At 64.0% G+C, this 15,491-nt stretch carries 14 protein-coding genes; 7 read left to right on the top strand and 7 right to left on the bottom strand.

Annotated elements, in window-relative coordinates; all coding sequences use genetic code 11:
* Positions 1 to 2 precede the first annotated feature (2 nt).
* Complete coding sequence (gene ltnD, locus B6V73_RS03675) at positions 3 to 929, bottom strand: L-threonate dehydrogenase (protein ID WP_088724561.1); 927 nt, start codon at positions 927 to 929, stop codon at positions 3 to 5.
* A 198-nt stretch (positions 930 to 1,127) separates the two neighbouring features.
* Between ltnD and otnK the strand changes: the two genes are divergently transcribed.
* From otnK to B6V73_RS03660, 3 genes are read left to right on the top strand one after another with little or no spacing between them, the layout of a single operon-like run.
* A complete protein-coding gene (otnK, locus tag B6V73_RS03670; protein ID WP_088724560.1) occupies positions 1,128 to 2,405 on the top strand; it encodes a 3-oxo-tetronate kinase in 1,278 nt (425 codons plus the stop codon).
* The gene (otnC, locus tag B6V73_RS03665; protein WP_088724559.1) at positions 2,398 to 3,036 is read left to right on the top strand and encodes a 3-oxo-tetronate 4-phosphate decarboxylase; all 639 of its coding nucleotides are present in this window, start codon (positions 2,398 to 2,400) and stop codon (positions 3,034 to 3,036) included. Before otnK ends, otnC begins: the two co-directional genes overlap by 8 nt.
* A 39-nt stretch (positions 3,037 to 3,075) precedes the next feature.
* Positions 3,076 to 3,969 carry an NAD(P)-dependent oxidoreductase gene (locus B6V73_RS03660; RefSeq protein WP_088724558.1) on the top strand — a complete coding sequence of 298 codons (894 nt, stop codon included), beginning with the start codon at positions 3,076 to 3,078 and terminating at the stop codon, positions 3,967 to 3,969.
* Between the two features lie 381 nt (positions 3,970 to 4,350).
* Here B6V73_RS03660 and B6V73_RS03655 read toward each other — a convergent pair whose 3' ends face one another.
* Positions 4,351 to 5,271 carry a DMT family transporter gene (locus B6V73_RS03655; protein ID WP_088724557.1) on the bottom strand — a complete coding sequence of 307 codons (921 nt, stop codon included), beginning with the start codon at positions 5,269 to 5,271 and terminating at the stop codon, positions 4,351 to 4,353.
* Between the two features lie 102 nt (positions 5,272 to 5,373).
* Here B6V73_RS03655 and B6V73_RS03650 point away from each other — a divergent pair, with 102 nt between their 5' ends.
* The gene (locus B6V73_RS03650) at positions 5,374 to 6,243 is read left to right on the top strand and encodes a LysR family transcriptional regulator (protein ID WP_206185559.1); all 870 of its coding nucleotides are present in this window, start codon (positions 5,374 to 5,376) and stop codon (positions 6,241 to 6,243) included.
* 99 nt (positions 6,244 to 6,342) lie between these two features.
* On the opposite strand, the gene B6V73_RS03645 is transcribed toward B6V73_RS03650, so the two are convergent.
* From B6V73_RS03645 to B6V73_RS03625, 5 genes are all read right to left on the bottom strand, one after another.
* The gene (locus B6V73_RS03645) at positions 6,343 to 7,698 is read right to left on the bottom strand and encodes a TRAP transporter large permease subunit (protein ID WP_075776423.1); all 1,356 of its coding nucleotides are present in this window, start codon (positions 7,696 to 7,698) and stop codon (positions 6,343 to 6,345) included.
* A gap of 3 nt (positions 7,699 to 7,701) precedes the next feature.
* Positions 7,702 to 9,024 carry a TRAP transporter small permease subunit gene (locus B6V73_RS03640; RefSeq protein ID WP_088724556.1) on the bottom strand — a complete coding sequence of 441 codons (1,323 nt, stop codon included), beginning with the start codon at positions 9,022 to 9,024 and terminating at the stop codon, positions 7,702 to 7,704.
* A 92-nt stretch (positions 9,025 to 9,116) separates the two neighbouring features.
* On the bottom strand, positions 9,117 to 10,214 hold the full coding sequence (gene dctP, locus B6V73_RS03635; RefSeq protein WP_088722061.1) for a TRAP transporter substrate-binding protein DctP: 1,098 nt from the start codon (positions 10,212 to 10,214) through the stop codon (positions 9,117 to 9,119).
* Positions 10,215 to 10,575: 361 nt separating this feature from the next.
* The gene (locus tag B6V73_RS03630; RefSeq protein WP_088724555.1) at positions 10,576 to 11,325 is read right to left on the bottom strand and encodes an alpha/beta fold hydrolase; all 750 of its coding nucleotides are present in this window, start codon (positions 11,323 to 11,325) and stop codon (positions 10,576 to 10,578) included.
* A gap of 117 nt (positions 11,326 to 11,442) precedes the next feature.
* Positions 11,443 to 12,321 (bottom strand): LysR substrate-binding domain-containing protein, encoded by an 879-nt coding sequence (locus B6V73_RS03625; RefSeq protein ID WP_088724554.1) that lies wholly within the window; start codon positions 12,319 to 12,321, stop codon positions 11,443 to 11,445.
* A gap of 131 nt (positions 12,322 to 12,452) precedes the next feature.
* On the opposite strand from B6V73_RS03625, the gene B6V73_RS03620 reads away from it, so the two are divergent.
* From B6V73_RS03620 to B6V73_RS03610, 3 genes are read left to right on the top strand one after another with little or no spacing between them, the layout of a single operon-like run.
* Positions 12,453 to 12,980: a TRAP transporter small permease subunit gene (locus tag B6V73_RS03620; protein ID WP_143597862.1), complete on the top strand. Its 528-nt coding sequence runs from the start codon at positions 12,453 to 12,455 to the stop codon at positions 12,978 to 12,980.
* Positions 12,977 to 14,287: a TRAP transporter large permease gene (locus tag B6V73_RS03615; RefSeq protein WP_088724552.1), complete on the top strand. Its 1,311-nt coding sequence runs from the start codon at positions 12,977 to 12,979 to the stop codon at positions 14,285 to 14,287. Before B6V73_RS03620 ends, B6V73_RS03615 begins: the two co-directional genes overlap by 4 nt.
* A gap of 44 nt (positions 14,288 to 14,331) precedes the next feature.
* Positions 14,332 to 15,456, top strand: a complete 1,125-nt coding sequence (locus B6V73_RS03610) for a C4-dicarboxylate TRAP transporter substrate-binding protein (protein ID WP_088724551.1) — start codon at positions 14,332 to 14,334, stop codon at positions 15,454 to 15,456.
* Positions 15,457 to 15,491: the final 35 nt, after the last annotated feature.

Below are 15,491 nucleotides of genomic sequence, written 5' to 3'. Positions count from 1 at the left end.
GCTCAGCCCTCGCTTGCGGGCGCTGCATCAGGCAGCTCGAGCCCCGCGATATTCGCCAGCATCCGCGCGACAGAGGCATCGTCGTCGCGCCCCATCCCGGCCGCCGCCGTCATCACGAACATCTGCAGAGCCGTCCCGGCGATCGGCGTCGGGAATTTCAGGTCCCTCCCGATATCCGCCACGATCCCGAGATCCTTGGTGAAGATATCCACCGCGCTGCGCGGGCTGTAATCGCCCTCGAGGACATGCGGCACGCGGTTCTCGAACATCCACGAATTGCCCGCTGACGCGGTGATCACCTCGTAGACCTTCTCCAGGTCCAGATCCATCGCCTTGGCGAAGGTGATCGCCTCACAGGCCGCCGCGATATGCACACCGGCGAGAAGTTGATTGACCACCTTGAAGGCCGCGCCCGTGCCTGCCTCCTCGCCAAGCTCGTAGACCTTGGCGGCGACACTATCGAGCGCCGGGCGAATGCGCGCAAAAGCCGCCGCCGGACCCGAGCCCATGATCGTCAACTCACCGCTGGCGGCACGCTGAGCACCACCGCTGATCGGTGTATCGAGATAGGTCACGCCCGCCGCGGCGCAGCGCTTGGCGAAGACACGCGCCAAATCGGGGGCCATCGTGGCGCAGGACATCACCACGCCGCCCTCGGACATGGTCGCGACGGCGCCGCCCGGTCCGAAAAGCACCTGCTCTGTCTGGTCGGCATTGACGACCACGGCGATCACCAGTTCCGCATCTTGCGCCCCCGTCGCAGGGTCGGCTGCAACCGCGCCGCCAAGCGCCGCAAAGCGCTCCATCGCATCGGCATTCACATCGACGCCCGTCACCGCGAACCCGTCTCGCAGCAAGCTCTCGGCCATGCCGAAGCCCATCGATCCCAGACCGATGACACAGACCTTCGTCTCTTGGGGTGACTTCATGCGGAATACCTCTCAATCGCCGATTTCTAGTCTCAACCTGCCCCCTTCCAGCGTCCGTCTTGCGCTTGCATTGCTGGAATGATAGCGTTGTCATTACATCGTTAGCCCGAGCCGCAACGGCTTTGCAAGGGCTATGTGAAATCGCCGCCCCGCGCCGTCGGGGCGATCGGCGATCTGTGGACCGAGGGAGGAATTTCCATGCTGATCGGAGCGGTCGCCGACGATATTACCGGCGCCACTGACCTGTGCCTGATGCTGTCACGCAGCGGGTTGAAGACGCGGCAGGTCATCGGCCTGCCGGGGCCGCAAATGGACCTGTCGGGCGCCGATGCGGTGGTGGTCGCGCTGAAGTCGCGCACCATTCCGGCAGGCGACGCGGTAGAACTGTCGCTGAAAGCGGCGAAAGCCCTGCGCGCGGCCGGGGCGCAACGCCTGATGTTCAAATATTGCTCGACCTTCGACTCCACCGACCACGGCAATATCGGGCCGGTCACCGAGGCCCTGATGGAGTTCACCGGCACGACCCTCACCATCGCCTGCCCCGCCTTCCCGGCGACCGGGCGCACAGTCTACAAGGGCCACCTTTTCGTGGGCGACCGTCTGCTGTCGGAAAGCCCGCTCAAGGACCACCCGCTCACCCCGATGCGCGACCCCGATCTGGTGCGGGTTCTGGGGCGGCAGACGACGCTGAAAGTCGGCCTGATCGACGTCACGACGATCAGGCAGGGAGAGGCCGCGCTGCGCAAGGCCTTTGAGGCCGCCCGCGCGGCTGGCACCCGCGTCGTCGTCACCGACACGATCGACGAATCGGACTTGATGACGCTCGGCGCGGCCTGCGCGGAGATGCCGCTGGTCACCGGCGGCTCGGGCATCGGTCTGGGCCTCGCCGCAGCGCTTCGCGACCGGAGCGACGCGCATAGCGCCCCGGATCGGATGCCAGCTCCGGAGGGCCGCAGCGCGATCCTCGCGGGCTCCTGCTCGGTCGCGACCCGCGGCCAGATCGCGGCCGCTCAGGCTGCAGGGCTGCCGAGTCTCGCGCTCGACGTGGAGGCGCTGACCGAAGGCCGACAGAGCGCGGATGAGATCGCCGACTGGGCCATCGCACAACCCGCCGACAGCACCCCCCTGATCTATTCCAGCGCAGATCCGGCGCAGCTCGGCAAGATCCAGTCCCGTCTGGGCCGAGACGCCTCCGGCGCACTGGTCGAAGACACGCTGGCCGCAATCGCCGAACGTCTGCGCGATGCCGGGTTTACCCGCATGCTGATCGCGGGCGGCGAAACGTCGGGCGCGGTGACGACGGCGCTCGGTGTGCGCCTGCTCGACATCGGCCCCGAGATCGACCCCGGCGTGCCGTGGACGATGAGCCTCTCCGGCCCGCGCCTCGCGCTCGCGCTCAAATCAGGCAATTTCGGCGCCGAGGATTTCTTCCTCAAGGCGTGGGACCTGCTGGAGCCGGAGGCCGAACATGTCTGACGAAACGCGCCTGCGCGACCAGATCTGCACCATCGGGCGCTCGCTCTTCGATCGCGGCCTTACCGCCGGGTCTTCCGGCAATATCTCGGCGCGGCTGCCCGATGGCGGTTGGTTGATGACGCCCACCAATGCCTCGCTCGGCACACTCGATCCGGCCCGGATCTCCCTTTTCGACCGGGACGGCAACTTCGTCTCGGGCGACAAGCCAACCAAAGAGTCCTTCCTGCATTTCGCGATGTATGACGAGCGTCAGGAAGCGGGCGCGGTGATCCATCTGCACTCGACCCACTCGACGGCCGTCTCGATCCTGCGCGACATTGATACCGAGGACGTGCTGCCGCCGCTCACGGCCTATCACGTGATGCGCGTGGGCAAGCTGCCGCTCGTGCCCTACTACGCGCCGGGCGATCCCGAACTGGCCGAGGCCGTACGCTCGCTCGCCAGCGCGCATCATTCGGTGCTGCTCGCCAATCACGGCCCTGTCGTCGCGGGCACCAGCCTGTCGAACGCGCAATACGCCGCCGAAGAGCTGGAGGAGACCTCCAAACTGTTCCTCGCCCTGCAGGGCCACGCGATCCGCCCGCTGACCCCGGCGCAGGTCGCCGACCTGCGGGAGCGCTTCAATCTCTGATCCGAATTTCACGACGTATCGACCCAAGCGGAGTATCCAATGACTAAGACCCAGGAAACCATCGGCTTCATCGGCACCGGCCTGATGGGCCACGGCATGGCCAAGAACATCGTCGAGAAAGGCTATCCGCTGACCGTGATCGCCCACCGCAACCGCAAGCCGATCGAGGACCTGGTCTCGCGCGGGGCGACCGAGGCGACCTCCTATGAAGACCTCGCGTCGCGCTCCTCGATCATCTTCCTGTGCCTCACCGGCGCGCCGGAAGCCGCCGAGGCAGTCGCAAAGCTGACTCCGGGCCTGAAAGAGGGCAGCGTCATCGTGGACTGCTCGACCGGCGAGCCGACCGTGACGATGAAGCTCGCAAAGGACATGGAAGAGATCGGCGTCGCCTATGCGGATGCGCCGCTCAGCCGCACCCCGAAAGAGGCCTGGGAAGGCACGCTCGATTGCATGGTCGGCGCGGATGAAGAGCTGTTCGCGCGCATCGAGCCCGTGATCGACACCTGGGCGGGCAAGATCGTACGCGTCGGCAGCCTTGGCGACGGCCACCGCATGAAGCTGCTCAACAACTTCATCTCGCTGGGCTATGCCGCGCTTTATTCCGAAGCCCTCGCACTGTCGCGCAAGGTGGGCATTCCGATCGAGCAGTTCGACAAGGTGATCCGGGGCGGCCGGATGGATTGCGGCTTCTACCAGACCTTCATGGGCTACGCGCTCGAGGGCAACCGCGAGGCGCACAAGTTCACCCTCGCCAACGCCTACAAGGATTTGCGCTACGTCGAGTCGATGGCGAATGCCGCCACTGTCGCAACCCCGCTCGCCAGCACGGCCAAGAACGCCTTCGCGATGGCAATGGCCACCGGCGGCGACGGCCCTGAAGATTACGTGCCGCATCTCGCGGATTTCGTTGCACGCGCGAACGGGCTCGACTGAGCCCACGCACCTCCCGGAAGCGACGGCTCAGCCCGGCCGGATATGGTCGGGCTGAGCCAGCTCATCGGGACGATCAACCGGGATAATCGAGCTTCATCTGCAGCGATCGGCTTCCGGCGGCATTGATCGGTTGGGCCTCGGCCCGCTCATTCGAATATCCGACCGAGAAAGATGCGCCTCGAGACCGATGTCGCGCAGGAGTGCAGGCGGGAGGTCTCGCGGGTCAGTGAAGCGGCGTCGTTTTCGGAGACGACACGCGAGACGCCAGAGCAGGTTCTTCATGGGACAGATGCTCTCTTCGGGGCGATCTGACGCCCCTCAGCCAGAGCCATATTCCGGCCGAAGGCATCACGTAAGCTTCAAGTTCGCCTGAGGGCATCCTCAGTTGCGACCGGGCAGACGAAGCCGGCCGCTTGCGAGCAACACGCCGAGGATGGCGACGAACACACCCAGAATCTGTTGCCAGCCGGGCATCCGCCCGAAGGCGATCGCGACGAGAAGCGCGGCGACAGGGACGAGGTTGAAGAGGACCGAGGTCGCGGCCGGCCCCCGCACCGAAATGCCGACCTGCCAGAACAGATAGGCCAGGACCGAGCCGCCCAGTGCCATGTAGAGAACCAGCAGCTGGGTGACCGCCCCCGACTGCACCAGTTCGTGCACAGGATTTCCGACGAACAGAGAGATCGCCACGAGCCCGAACGCTCCGAAGACCATTGTCCAGGTCGCGGTTTCCACCGCAGATGCCTCGCGAACCCAACTGCGGCATCCGATGGAGTAGAGCGACCAGCCGATGCTTCCGATCAGGATGAGAATGTCGCCGCCGGAGAACCGCGTTCCCGAGAACGCTCCGACCGTCATAGCGACGCCGACCAAGCTCACGATCATTCCGACGATCGCGGTCCCTTTCGGCAGGCGTCTTTGAGCCAGCGCATCGAGCAGATTGGTCGTCAGCGGCGTCGTGCCCATGATCAGTGCAGCGGTGACCGGGCTCGAACTTTGCATCCCCAGAAACAGGGCGGCGTTGAAGCCCGTGACCCCGGCGACGCCGAGAACCGCGAAGGCGGGCCAGTTACGCTTGAGCACTTGAAAATCAACCCCGCGCGAAACCCCGAGCCAGATCACGATCGCAACCGCTGCGATCGCGAAGCGGCTCGCGGCAGCGGTCCAGGGAGAGAGATGTTCGAGGGCGACGCGGGTCGCCTCGAAATTGGTGCCCCAGAAGATTGCCGCCAGCGCGCTTAGGGAGAGCGCACTGCCGTCTGAGATGGAGCGTTTCGCTGGAGGGAAGTCGATTGCGGACATGATGGCCTCATCCGATGGGAAGACGCCGGCTGTTTACGCTTTTCATTTTGGGAGGCGTAGAGATAATCTTGACAACCAGTTTTCCAAAATTGGAAGAAAGCTTTGCGGCTGAATTGGGATGACACGCGGATTTTCCTCGCTCTGGCGCGGACGGGTACCCTCTCCGGGGTCGCCCAGACCCTTGGCCTTGGGGTCGCGACGGTATCGCGCCGCGTCGATCGGCTAGAGCAAGCGCTCGGCGTGCCTCTCTTTCTGCGCCACCAGAGCGGCTACCGTCTGACCGATCAGGGCGAGGCGCTCTTGCCGCGTGCAGAAGAAGCGGAGCAGGCGATACAGGGCTTTTCTCAAGGCGCGGGGGCGGAGGCCGAAGTGGCGGGCCTCGTGCGTCTGGCAAGCTTCGAGACCATCGTCGCGCCCATTATCGTGCCGGCGCTCGCGCCGTTGCTGGCAAGACATTCCGGGCTCGATGTGGAAATCCTTTTCAGTGCCGCAGTCGTCAATCTCCATCGTCGCGACGCCGACCTGGCGCTGCGGTTGTTGCGCCCAGAACATGGTCACCTTCTGGTGCGTCAAGTGGGCGTTCTGGGGGTAGGCCTTTACGGACCGCCGAGCGGGGCCCGACCCGAGCGCTTCGTGACCTTCCCCTTTCCCGAGGAGAGCGGGGTGAAGCTGCAGGTCGAGTGGGCCCGCGCCTTCGGGGCGGACCAAGCGCCGCGCCTGGCGGTCAACACCTTGGCGGGACAGGTCGAGGCGGTGGCGCGCGGCGTGGGCGTGGGCGTGCTGCCGCACCTTCTGGCCCGCGAGGCGGGGCTCAGGCTCCTGGCGGATCGGCTCCCCAACGGGTCTGCGATGGAGCGTCCGATCTACATGGCAATCCACGCGGATCTCGCGGCATCGCGCAGGGTTCGGGCGGTGGCCGATACGCTCATCGAAGCCCTCGAGGCCCGTCGCGCCGAGCTGGCAGAGCCGTGAGGGCTCATGCGATCCGGAAATCGCGGCAGATCAGCCAGAATGAAAAGCCCCGCGACACGGCGCGGGGCTTCTCGTGTGCCCCAGACTAGATGCGAGTGATCAACCGTAGACCAGTTTCGGCAGCCAGATGATGATCTCCGGGAAGAACATGCACAGCAGCAGCCCCACCACCTGAAGCGCGAGAAACGGCAGCGCCGAGCGGAAGATGTCGCCCATCGGAATTTCCGGCGGCGCCACCCCGCGCAGATAGAACAGCGCGTAGCCGAAGGGCGGCGAGAGGAAGCTCATCTGCATGTTCACGAGGTAGAGCACCCCGAACCACAGCACGAGATCGTCGGGATCGCTCAGCCCGAAGGCCTCGGCCCCAAGCGCCTTCACGATCGGCACGAAGATCGGCACGCAGAGCAGCAGGATGCCGACCCAGTCGAGGAACATCCCGAGGATGATCAGCACGAGCTGCATGATGATCAGGATGCCCCACGGCCCGAGCCCGGTCGCCTCCAGCGCGTTCTGCACGAATTGCTGTCCTCCCTCGAGCACATAGAGCCCGACGAAGATCGTCGCCCCGAACATGATCCAGATGACCATCGCCGAGGCCTTGAGCGTCGTGATCGCGGCCTCGCGGATCGTCTGCCAGTCGAGCTTGCGGTGGATGGCGGCCACGATGATCGCACCGAAAGTGCCGATGCCCGCAGCTTCCACCGGGGTCGCGACGCCGGTGAAGATCACGCCCAGCACGATCACGATCAGCGAGATCGGCGCCGACATGTTGCTCATCAGGCGGATCTTCTCGCGGCCCGTGATACGTTCTTCCGGCGGGATCGGCGGGCCCATCTCGGGGTTGATCGCACAGCGGATCAGCACGTAAGCCACATACATGCCCGACAGGAGAAGGCCGGGGATTACCGCACCGATGAACAGTTCGCCCACCGATTGCTCGGCCACGACCGCGTAGATGATCGCAAGGATCGACGGCGGGATCAGGATCCCGAGCGTGCCGCCCGCCATGATAGACCCCATCGCGATCTTGGCATTGTATCCGCGATCGAGCATCGCCGGCAGCGCGATGATCCCCATCGTCACCACCGCAGCCCCGATCACGCCCACCATCGCGGCAAGCACCGTCGAGGCAATGATGGTGGCCGCGGCCAGACCGCCGCGCACACCGCCCAGCACCTTGTAGATGACGTCGAACATCTCGTTGATGATCCCTGCCCTCTCCAGCATTGACGCCATGAAGATGAACAAGGGGATCGCCGAGAGCTGGTAGTTCGTCATCAGCGGGAAGATGCGGCTCGGCACGATGTTGAGCGCGCGTTCGTCGCCCAGCACGAACAGGAAGACACAGGCCAGACCGCCCGTGACGAAGGCCAGTGGAAGCCCTGCCATCAGCAGGACGACCAGCGAGCCGAACATGATGAGTGTCAGCCACTCAATTCCAATCTCAAGTCCCATGTATCAGCCCCTGCCCATCACGACCCGCAGATCCTGCGCGAATTTTGAAATGCCCTGCAGAACAAGCAGCAGAGCGCCGATCACCATGACCCATTTCATCGGCCACAGAGGCACCTCCCATTCGTTGAAGCTGATCTCGCCCCAGCGGACATTCGCATCGGTCCATTGTCCGAGATTCCAGTTCGCCAGCATCTCGCCGGTCGGAATTTCGCCGCGCGCCCATTGCGAGATGAGCCCGTTGCCCGTGGGCACGGCGATCGCATCCATCGCAAAGATCCACGACGTCACCAGAAGCGTGCCCGCGAAGATGAAGAAGAAGACCGAGGTCAGCAGATCGACCCACGCCTTGCGGGGTTTCGACAGCGGCGCGTAGAAGATGTCGACGCGCACATGGCTCTCGGTCAGCATCGCGTAGGCACCCGAGATCAGGTACTGCATCCCGAACATCAGATACATCGCCTCATGCGCCCAGTTCGTCGGGCTGTTGAAGACGTAGCGGCTGATGACCTCGAAGTAATAGACGAAGACCGCGATGATCGCCCAATAGCTGACGAACTCGCCCGCCTTGAGCGAAATCCGATCGATCCAGCCTGTCCATCCTTTCGAGACATGGCGGGAATCGTCTTTCATCTCCTCTTCCTCGAGCGCTTCGAGACGCCGCTCGACCTCGCTTTCCTCGTCATGCTCGGGCAGCGAGGCGTTGGCGCGCCGCACCAGCATCGGAAGCAGGAGCGCGTCAATGACGATCCCCGCAAGCAGCACCCAGAAAGCGTATTTCGAGATGCTGCGCCATTTTGCGAGCACGGCGGCGGCGGCGTCCCTCTTCGGGCGCGCCTCTGTGAGATCGGCCTGAGCCTGTTCGATCAGCGACTCGCCATCCGCGACCCGCTTCTCGGCGCGATCGACATTTCGCTGCGCGCGCTTCTGCGCAAAGCTGCCCTCTTCGGCGGCGGCCAGCTCCTCGCGCAGCTTCGGAAGATCGGCGTGCGCGGTGTCGACCCGCTCCTGCTCGCGGCTCAGAGAACGCTCGGCCATGCGCACCACGTTCGACATGTCCGAAACCGTGCCGCGCGCGTTATGGCCCTGTGCATTCGCGTAAAGAATGGCGATGAAGACAGGAATGAAGAGAAAGCCCAGCAGGCTTTTCACATAGAACCGATGCAGTCCCAGCATCCCCCCGGTCACGAGAATGAAATAGCCCAAGGAGAGCGAATAGCGCCGCTCCGTCTTGCGTGGCCTGTTGGCCAGAGACGCCGCAATGATCGGAAACAGGATCAACCCTGCCCAATAGGCCCAATGCGGTAGAGTGAAGTCGATATTGGGCATTGCCCACCCCCTGTTGTCGGGACATGCCCGGCCATCAGTTGAACCGGGCCCGCGCCAGAGGGCGGGCCCGTCAGACTGTCTTCGAGATCAAATCAGAGCTTCAGTTCCAGCCCGTCGACCAGATCGGGCGTCACATAGCCGAGCGAGCCGGACATCATGTAATCGAGCTGCGTCTTGAATATCCGCGCGCTGTCCTTGTCGCGGTTCGCGTACTTGAACCAGATCGGGACGGCGACTTCGGTCATCAGCTCCACATCGTCCTGGCTGAGGCGCGTGACCTCGGTCCCGTCGGCCTCGAACTTTGCCCAGGCTTCCTGGTCGGCCTTCTGGATCGCCGCGTGATGCATGTCGGAATAGACGTGGGTTTCCATTTCGACGAACTGCTTCATCTGCGGGCTGAGCTTGTTCCACGCATCCATGCCCACGGTGATGTCCATGATGTCGACCGGCTGGTAGAGCGACATCATGCCGGGCGGGCCCATCGAGATATAGCTGGTCACCTGACTGAAGCCGAGCGCGTAGTTCACCGCAGGGCCCACATAGTCAGCCACGTCGATCGTGCCCTTCTCCAGCGCGGGGAAGATTTCCGAGCCCGGAAGCACGGTGGTCTCCGCCCCGATTTCGCCGAAGACGTCGGCGACCATGCCGCCGGGAAGGCGCATCTTGCGACCGCGGAAGTCGTCGATCGACCGGATCGGCACCTTCGAGTGGATGATGTTCGGGCCGTGGTGGACGGGGCCCACGAAATACATGCCTTGCGCCGCATAAAGCTCGCGCGCCATTTCCAGCCCGCCGAGGCCGTAATAGAACACGTCGAATTCGTGCGGATTGCGCAGGCCGAGCGGATAGGACGTCAGGAACACGCCCGCCGGGATGATGCCCTGCACGTAGATGGTGAACGGGTTGACCGCGTCGAGCACGCCGTTCTTCACCGCGTCGTAAAGCTGGAAGTCGCCCACGACGTCATTGGCGCCGAAAGGCTGGAAGGCCAGTTCGCCGCCGGTCTTTTCCTGAATGGTGGCGCACCAGTCCTTGAAGGTCTGAAGGCCGACACCACCCGGCCACGAGGTCTGGATCTTCCAGGTCGTGCCGTTGGCTTGGGCCGAGGCGATATGCGGCGCGGCAAGGCTGGCAGCGCCCGCCGCCGCAAGAGTGCGCAACGCATGTCTGCGAGTGGTCAGATGTTTCATGGTTCCTCCCCGTTTTGGTTGCGACCCCGACGGACGCGGGGCCGAATGAGAGGGAGGTCGAAAACACGCGATGGCACTCCTCCAAGAACATCGCGACTTCGTGAGACGGCGTGATAGCCAAGGCTTCCAGCTTCTCCTCAAAAGCGGAAACCCACTCTCCTCCCCCTGTATAGGCGAGGTTTGCACGGGTTTTGTTTTTTCGCAAGTATTCACGAATTTGCGTGCGTTCGTGAAATATCCCTAAAATTCCAACGGTGGCGGCTCAGGGCCGAGCTGAAGCCCTTGCCCATTGCACAACGCTGGGGCGACTTCAGGTCGATGGAGAAACACTCCTGCCAGATACTTCCCTGCTGCGCGCGCTTTATCGCCTGTTCGCGAGGATGAATTCCCCGATCTTCTCGACCAGCAAATCGCGGTCGTGGTCGAGGGTCGCGACGTGGAACGAGTTCTCCAGCCAGACCAGTCCGACATCCGAAGATCCGACATCGCGCAGGATCCGCAGCCCATTCTCGGGGGCGACGACATGATCGATGCGGGACTGGAAGACCAGGATCGGCTGGCGCAACTCCGGCAGCATCGCGCCCGTGGCACAGGTCAGCACGAAGCGTTCGCGCATCGTGGTGGACGGAATCCGGTCGTAACAGATTTCGCGCCGGTCGGGATGGCGGATATCCGAACCGATGCCGCGCTGGAACGGCTCGGGTCGATCGCCGAAGAGGCTCGCAACCTGATCGGGGCGATAGAGCCCGGTCGAGCCGTTGATCGTCACGACGCGATCGACCCGATCAGGAAAGCGGATCGCGAGGTTGAGGGCGATGGTCCCGCCGAGAGACAGCCCCGCCACAACGATCCGGTCGCACTCCTGCCGCAGCGTCGCGAGCGCCGCCTCCGCCGAGGCCAGCCAGTCCCGATATCCGGTCTGCGCCAGTTCCTCCGGTGTCGTGCCGTGACCGGCCAGCAGCGGCACGCGGACGCTCGCCCCGCTGAGCCGATGCAGGCCATGCGCGACATGGGCCACGCTTTGGGGCGTGCTCGTGAACCCGTGCAGCAACAGCACACCCGTGCGGGAACCCTTGAGGTCAAAGGGCGCAGGGTCGGTATCGTAATCCATCGGGTCTCACACTGGCAGTCGGCATTTGCGGCGCCATAAGACGTCAGGTGTTCCGCGAGGTTCAAATAGGCTTGTGTGATCGGGTGATCGCGAAATTGGATCACCCCCGCCGCGGTGTCAGCCTAGGAAGATCGTACGGAAATCCTGCAGCAATTTCGTGTCGACCACCTTGCTCCAGGCCATCGCGATCGTCAGCTCCGGGCTCCAGCCCGGCACCGGGAGAATTTTCAGCGCGGCCGGCAGACTGTCGGCGGCGCTGATCGGGTAGAAGGTCAGGCCCCGCCCCTCCGCGACGCGCTGGAAGATCACCTGCACGTCCCACGCTTCGTCGACGACCACCGGATCGAGACCGCCCTGTGCGAAGGCCGTGTCGAGCAGGGCCCGGAACGAGCGCCAGTTCTCCCGCAGGCCCATCACGAAGGACCGCTCGCGCAGCGCCTCGAGCGACAGCGCCTCGACATCGCGCGGCACGACGACGCCGATCCGGGTGGACCAGATAGGCTCCTGCGCGACGGCCGGGTCTTGCACGCTGTCATGCGCCAGCAGGAAGCCGATATCGATCTCGCCCGATTTCAGGTTCCGCATCATCGTGTCCGTCGACATCACGTGCATCTCCACCTGACAGCCCGGATAGCTCTGGTGGAACCGATCCAGCCCGGCGGAAATCTGCGACGACGAGGCCAGTGCGGAATAGCCCACGATGATATGCCCGCGCGCGCCGAGCACGTTCTGCCGCGAGGCGCGGATCGTGCGCTCGAACGTCGCAAGGGTCAGGCGCGCATCCTCCAGAAAGATCCGTCCTGCCTCGGTGATCTCGAACACGGTCGCGCTGCGCCGGAAGATCGCAAAACCAAGATCGGTCTCGGTGTCCTGAATCGTCTTGCTGATCGCCGGCTGCGCGATGTTGAGCGCCTCGGCGGCGGCGCGGAAACCACCCGCATCCGCGACCGCGATCGTGTAGCGCAAGTGGCGAATGCCGATGCGCGTTGGGCCCATGAGTATCTCTCCCTGTCGTCCTCCCCGGAGCGATAACGAACCGCGATCACCCGATCAAGCTTTGCTATTTGAATAGGTAGTCCCCGTCAGGAATGCTCTGGCCGGCGCACAAGATCGCGGGGAGGTGACCGGTGCAGAGAGGATTCATTGATCGAGCGTTTCGGCGACTGACTCACGGGCTGATGCTCGTAGGCGGGCTGGGCATCATCGTGATGATGGGCAACATCACGCTCGACGTGGTGCTGAAGGTGTTCTGTAACGCCCCGATCCAGGGAACGGTCGAGATCTCGTCCTATTATTACATGGTCGCGATCGTCATGCTGCCGATGGCGCTGGTCGAATATGACGACGAGCAGATCAGCGTCGATCTGCTGTTCAACCATTTTCCCGACTGGCTCCAGCGGATCAGCCTGCTGATCACCTTCTTCGCGACCGCGGCGATCCTGTCGGTGATGACGTGGCGCACGGGTCTCGACGCGGTCCGCGCCTTCAAGGTCGGCGAAGTCGTGATGGGCAGCCGCGAGATCATCGTCTGGCCCGCCCGTTGCATGTTGCCGTTGGGTTTCGGGCTTGCGGCCGTGGCGGCACTCTTGCGCGCCGTGCTGCTTGTGCAAGGCAAACCCGTCACCAAACTGCATGATACGGAGTCCGCGGCATGAGCATGTTGACCATTGGGTGGATCGGCGTCGCAAGCCTGTTCGGACTTCTCGCGCTGCGGATGTCGATCGGCATCGCCTTGATGATCGTCTCCTTCATCGGCATCGCATCGATGCTGAACCTGACCGCCGCTTTCGGCATCGTGAGCGCCCTGCCCTTCAGCTTCATCGGGGATTGGTCGCTGACCGCGATCCCGATGTTCCTGCTGATGGGCTTCGTCGCCGCCAATACCGGGCTGACGAGTGGCGCCTTCGACCTGCTTAAGATGCTGCTGGCGCGGGTGCCGGGCGGTCTCGCCTCGGCCAGCGTCGGCGCCTGCGGACTGTTCGCGGCGGCGTCGGGCTCGAGCATCGCGACCACCGCCGCGATGTCGCGCATCGCCGTGCCCGAAATGCTGCGCGCGAAGTATCACCCGTCGCTCGCGACCGGCGTCGTGGCCGCTTCGGGCACGCTCGGCTCGCTGATCCCGCCGTCGATCCTGATGGTGCTCTACGGGATCTTCACCGAGCAGTCGATCGGCCAGCTGTTCATCGCGGGCGTCGTGCCGGGCCTGATATCCGCGCTGATCTACATGGGAATGATCACCGTGCGCTGCGCGGTAAACCCGAAACTCGCCCCGCGCACCGCCGAGCCGTTCGACATGCGCCGCTTCCTGAGCCTGCTGTGGTCGGTCTGGCCGTTCCCGGTCCTGATCATGGGCGTCCTTGGCGGCATATTCGGGGGCTTCTTCACACCGACCGAGGCGGGCGGAATGGGAGCGACTCTCGCCGTTCTGATCGCGCTGCTGCGCCGGAGCCTGACATGGGAGGCGATGCGCGCCGCGATCCGCCAGACGGTCGTCGCCACCTCCTCGATCTTTTTCCTGTCGATCGGGGCGATCATGTTCACCCGCTTCATGGGGCTGTCCGGCGTGCCGCGCTCGCTGACCAACGCGATGCTCGCCGTCTCCGACGACAAGGTGGTGATCATCCTGATGGTGGCGGGGCTGTTCGTGATCCTCGGCATGGTGATCGACTCGATCGGCCTGATGCTGCTGACTCTGCCGATCCTGCTGCCGGTGCTGGAAGCCGCCGACATCAACCTGATCTGGTTCGGCATCATCACGATCAAACTCCTGGAGATCGGCCTCGTGACGCCGCCTGTGGGGCTCAACCTCTATGTCCTGCACAGCGCGCTGTCGGGGAAGGTGAAGCTCGGCAACATCATCTCCGGCACGACCTGGTTCATCGCGATGGACCTGCTGACGCTCATCCTGCTGATCGCGTTTCCGGCGCTCAGCCTCTACCTGCCCGCGCTGATGGCCGGGTGAAACGACAACTCATTTACCGTTCCAAAGGGAGGAAACCTGTGAACATGACGTCGACGATGAAGACCGCGGCGATCGCCTTCGCGATGATGACCACCGCGACCGTGGCGAGCGCGGCAGACTACAACGCCAACCATTTCTTCGCCGAGCGCCACTCGATGGTGCGCGGCCCCTACGTGGAATTCGCCAAGAAGGTCGCGGAAGAGACCGATGGCGAGATCAATTTCACCGTGTTCTCCGCAGGCTCGCTGCTGCCGCCGGCCTCCTCGCTGCAGGGCGTGCGCGACGGGATCGCGCAGGTCACCTATCACGCCGGGACCTACACCCCCTCCGAGCTGCCGATCGACAATCTCATCGGCAACATGGCTTTCTACAACACCGACCCGCTGGTCATGGCTTTCGCCTCGACCGAGTTCGGCCTGACGAACCCCGCCCAGCTGGCGGAGTGGAAAGCCAATGGTGTGGTCTATGGCGGGGGCTATTCGACCTCGCAGTACTTCATGCAGTGCAACACCCCGGTCCGCACGCTGGCCGATATCAAGGGCAAGCGCCTGCGCATGGCGGGCGGCGCGTGGTCGCGCTTCGCGGAATTCGTAGGCGCCGTACCGGTCTCGATGCCGTCGAGCGAGATGTATACCGGGCTTGACGCCGGCTCGCTCGATTGTGCGGTCGCGGCGGCGGATGCGCTCGACAGCTTCAGCCTGAAGGATGTCGTCACCGACATGAACACGCTCGCGATCGGCAACTACTACGCCGGGTTCGAATGGGGCTACAACGTCGCCTTCTGGCAGTCGCTCTCGCCCGAGAACCGCCGCGTGCTGTTCAATGAGATGGCCTATTACCTCGCAGAGCACCGCATCGCCTTCGACAAGGATGTCGAGAAGGCCGTGAACTCGGCGAAAGAGAACGGCATGGCCGTGGCCGAGCCGGATCAGGCCCTGAAAGATGCGCTGGCCGAATTCGTGGTCGCCGATGAAGCCACGCTGATCGCCAATGCCAAGGATCGCGGCGTGAAGGATCCCGAAGCGATCCTCACCGAGTTCAAGGCGCTCGTCGACAAGTGGGACGGGCTGCTCGCCAAGGTGGACACGACCGATGTGGACGCGCTGGCCGCGCTTGCGCGCTCAGAGATCTACGACAAGCTCGACGAGACGACCTACGGCGTCTACTGAGACCGACTGGGCTCGAGACCAAAAGAAAAGGCGGC

Origin of the sequence: Thioclava sp. JM3, from assembly GCF_002213185.1 — a bacterium.
GTDB classification, from domain to species: Bacteria; Pseudomonadota; Alphaproteobacteria; order Rhodobacterales; family Rhodobacteraceae; genus Thioclava; species Thioclava nitratireducens.
This window is presented reverse-complemented; position numbering and strand designations above follow the sequence as displayed.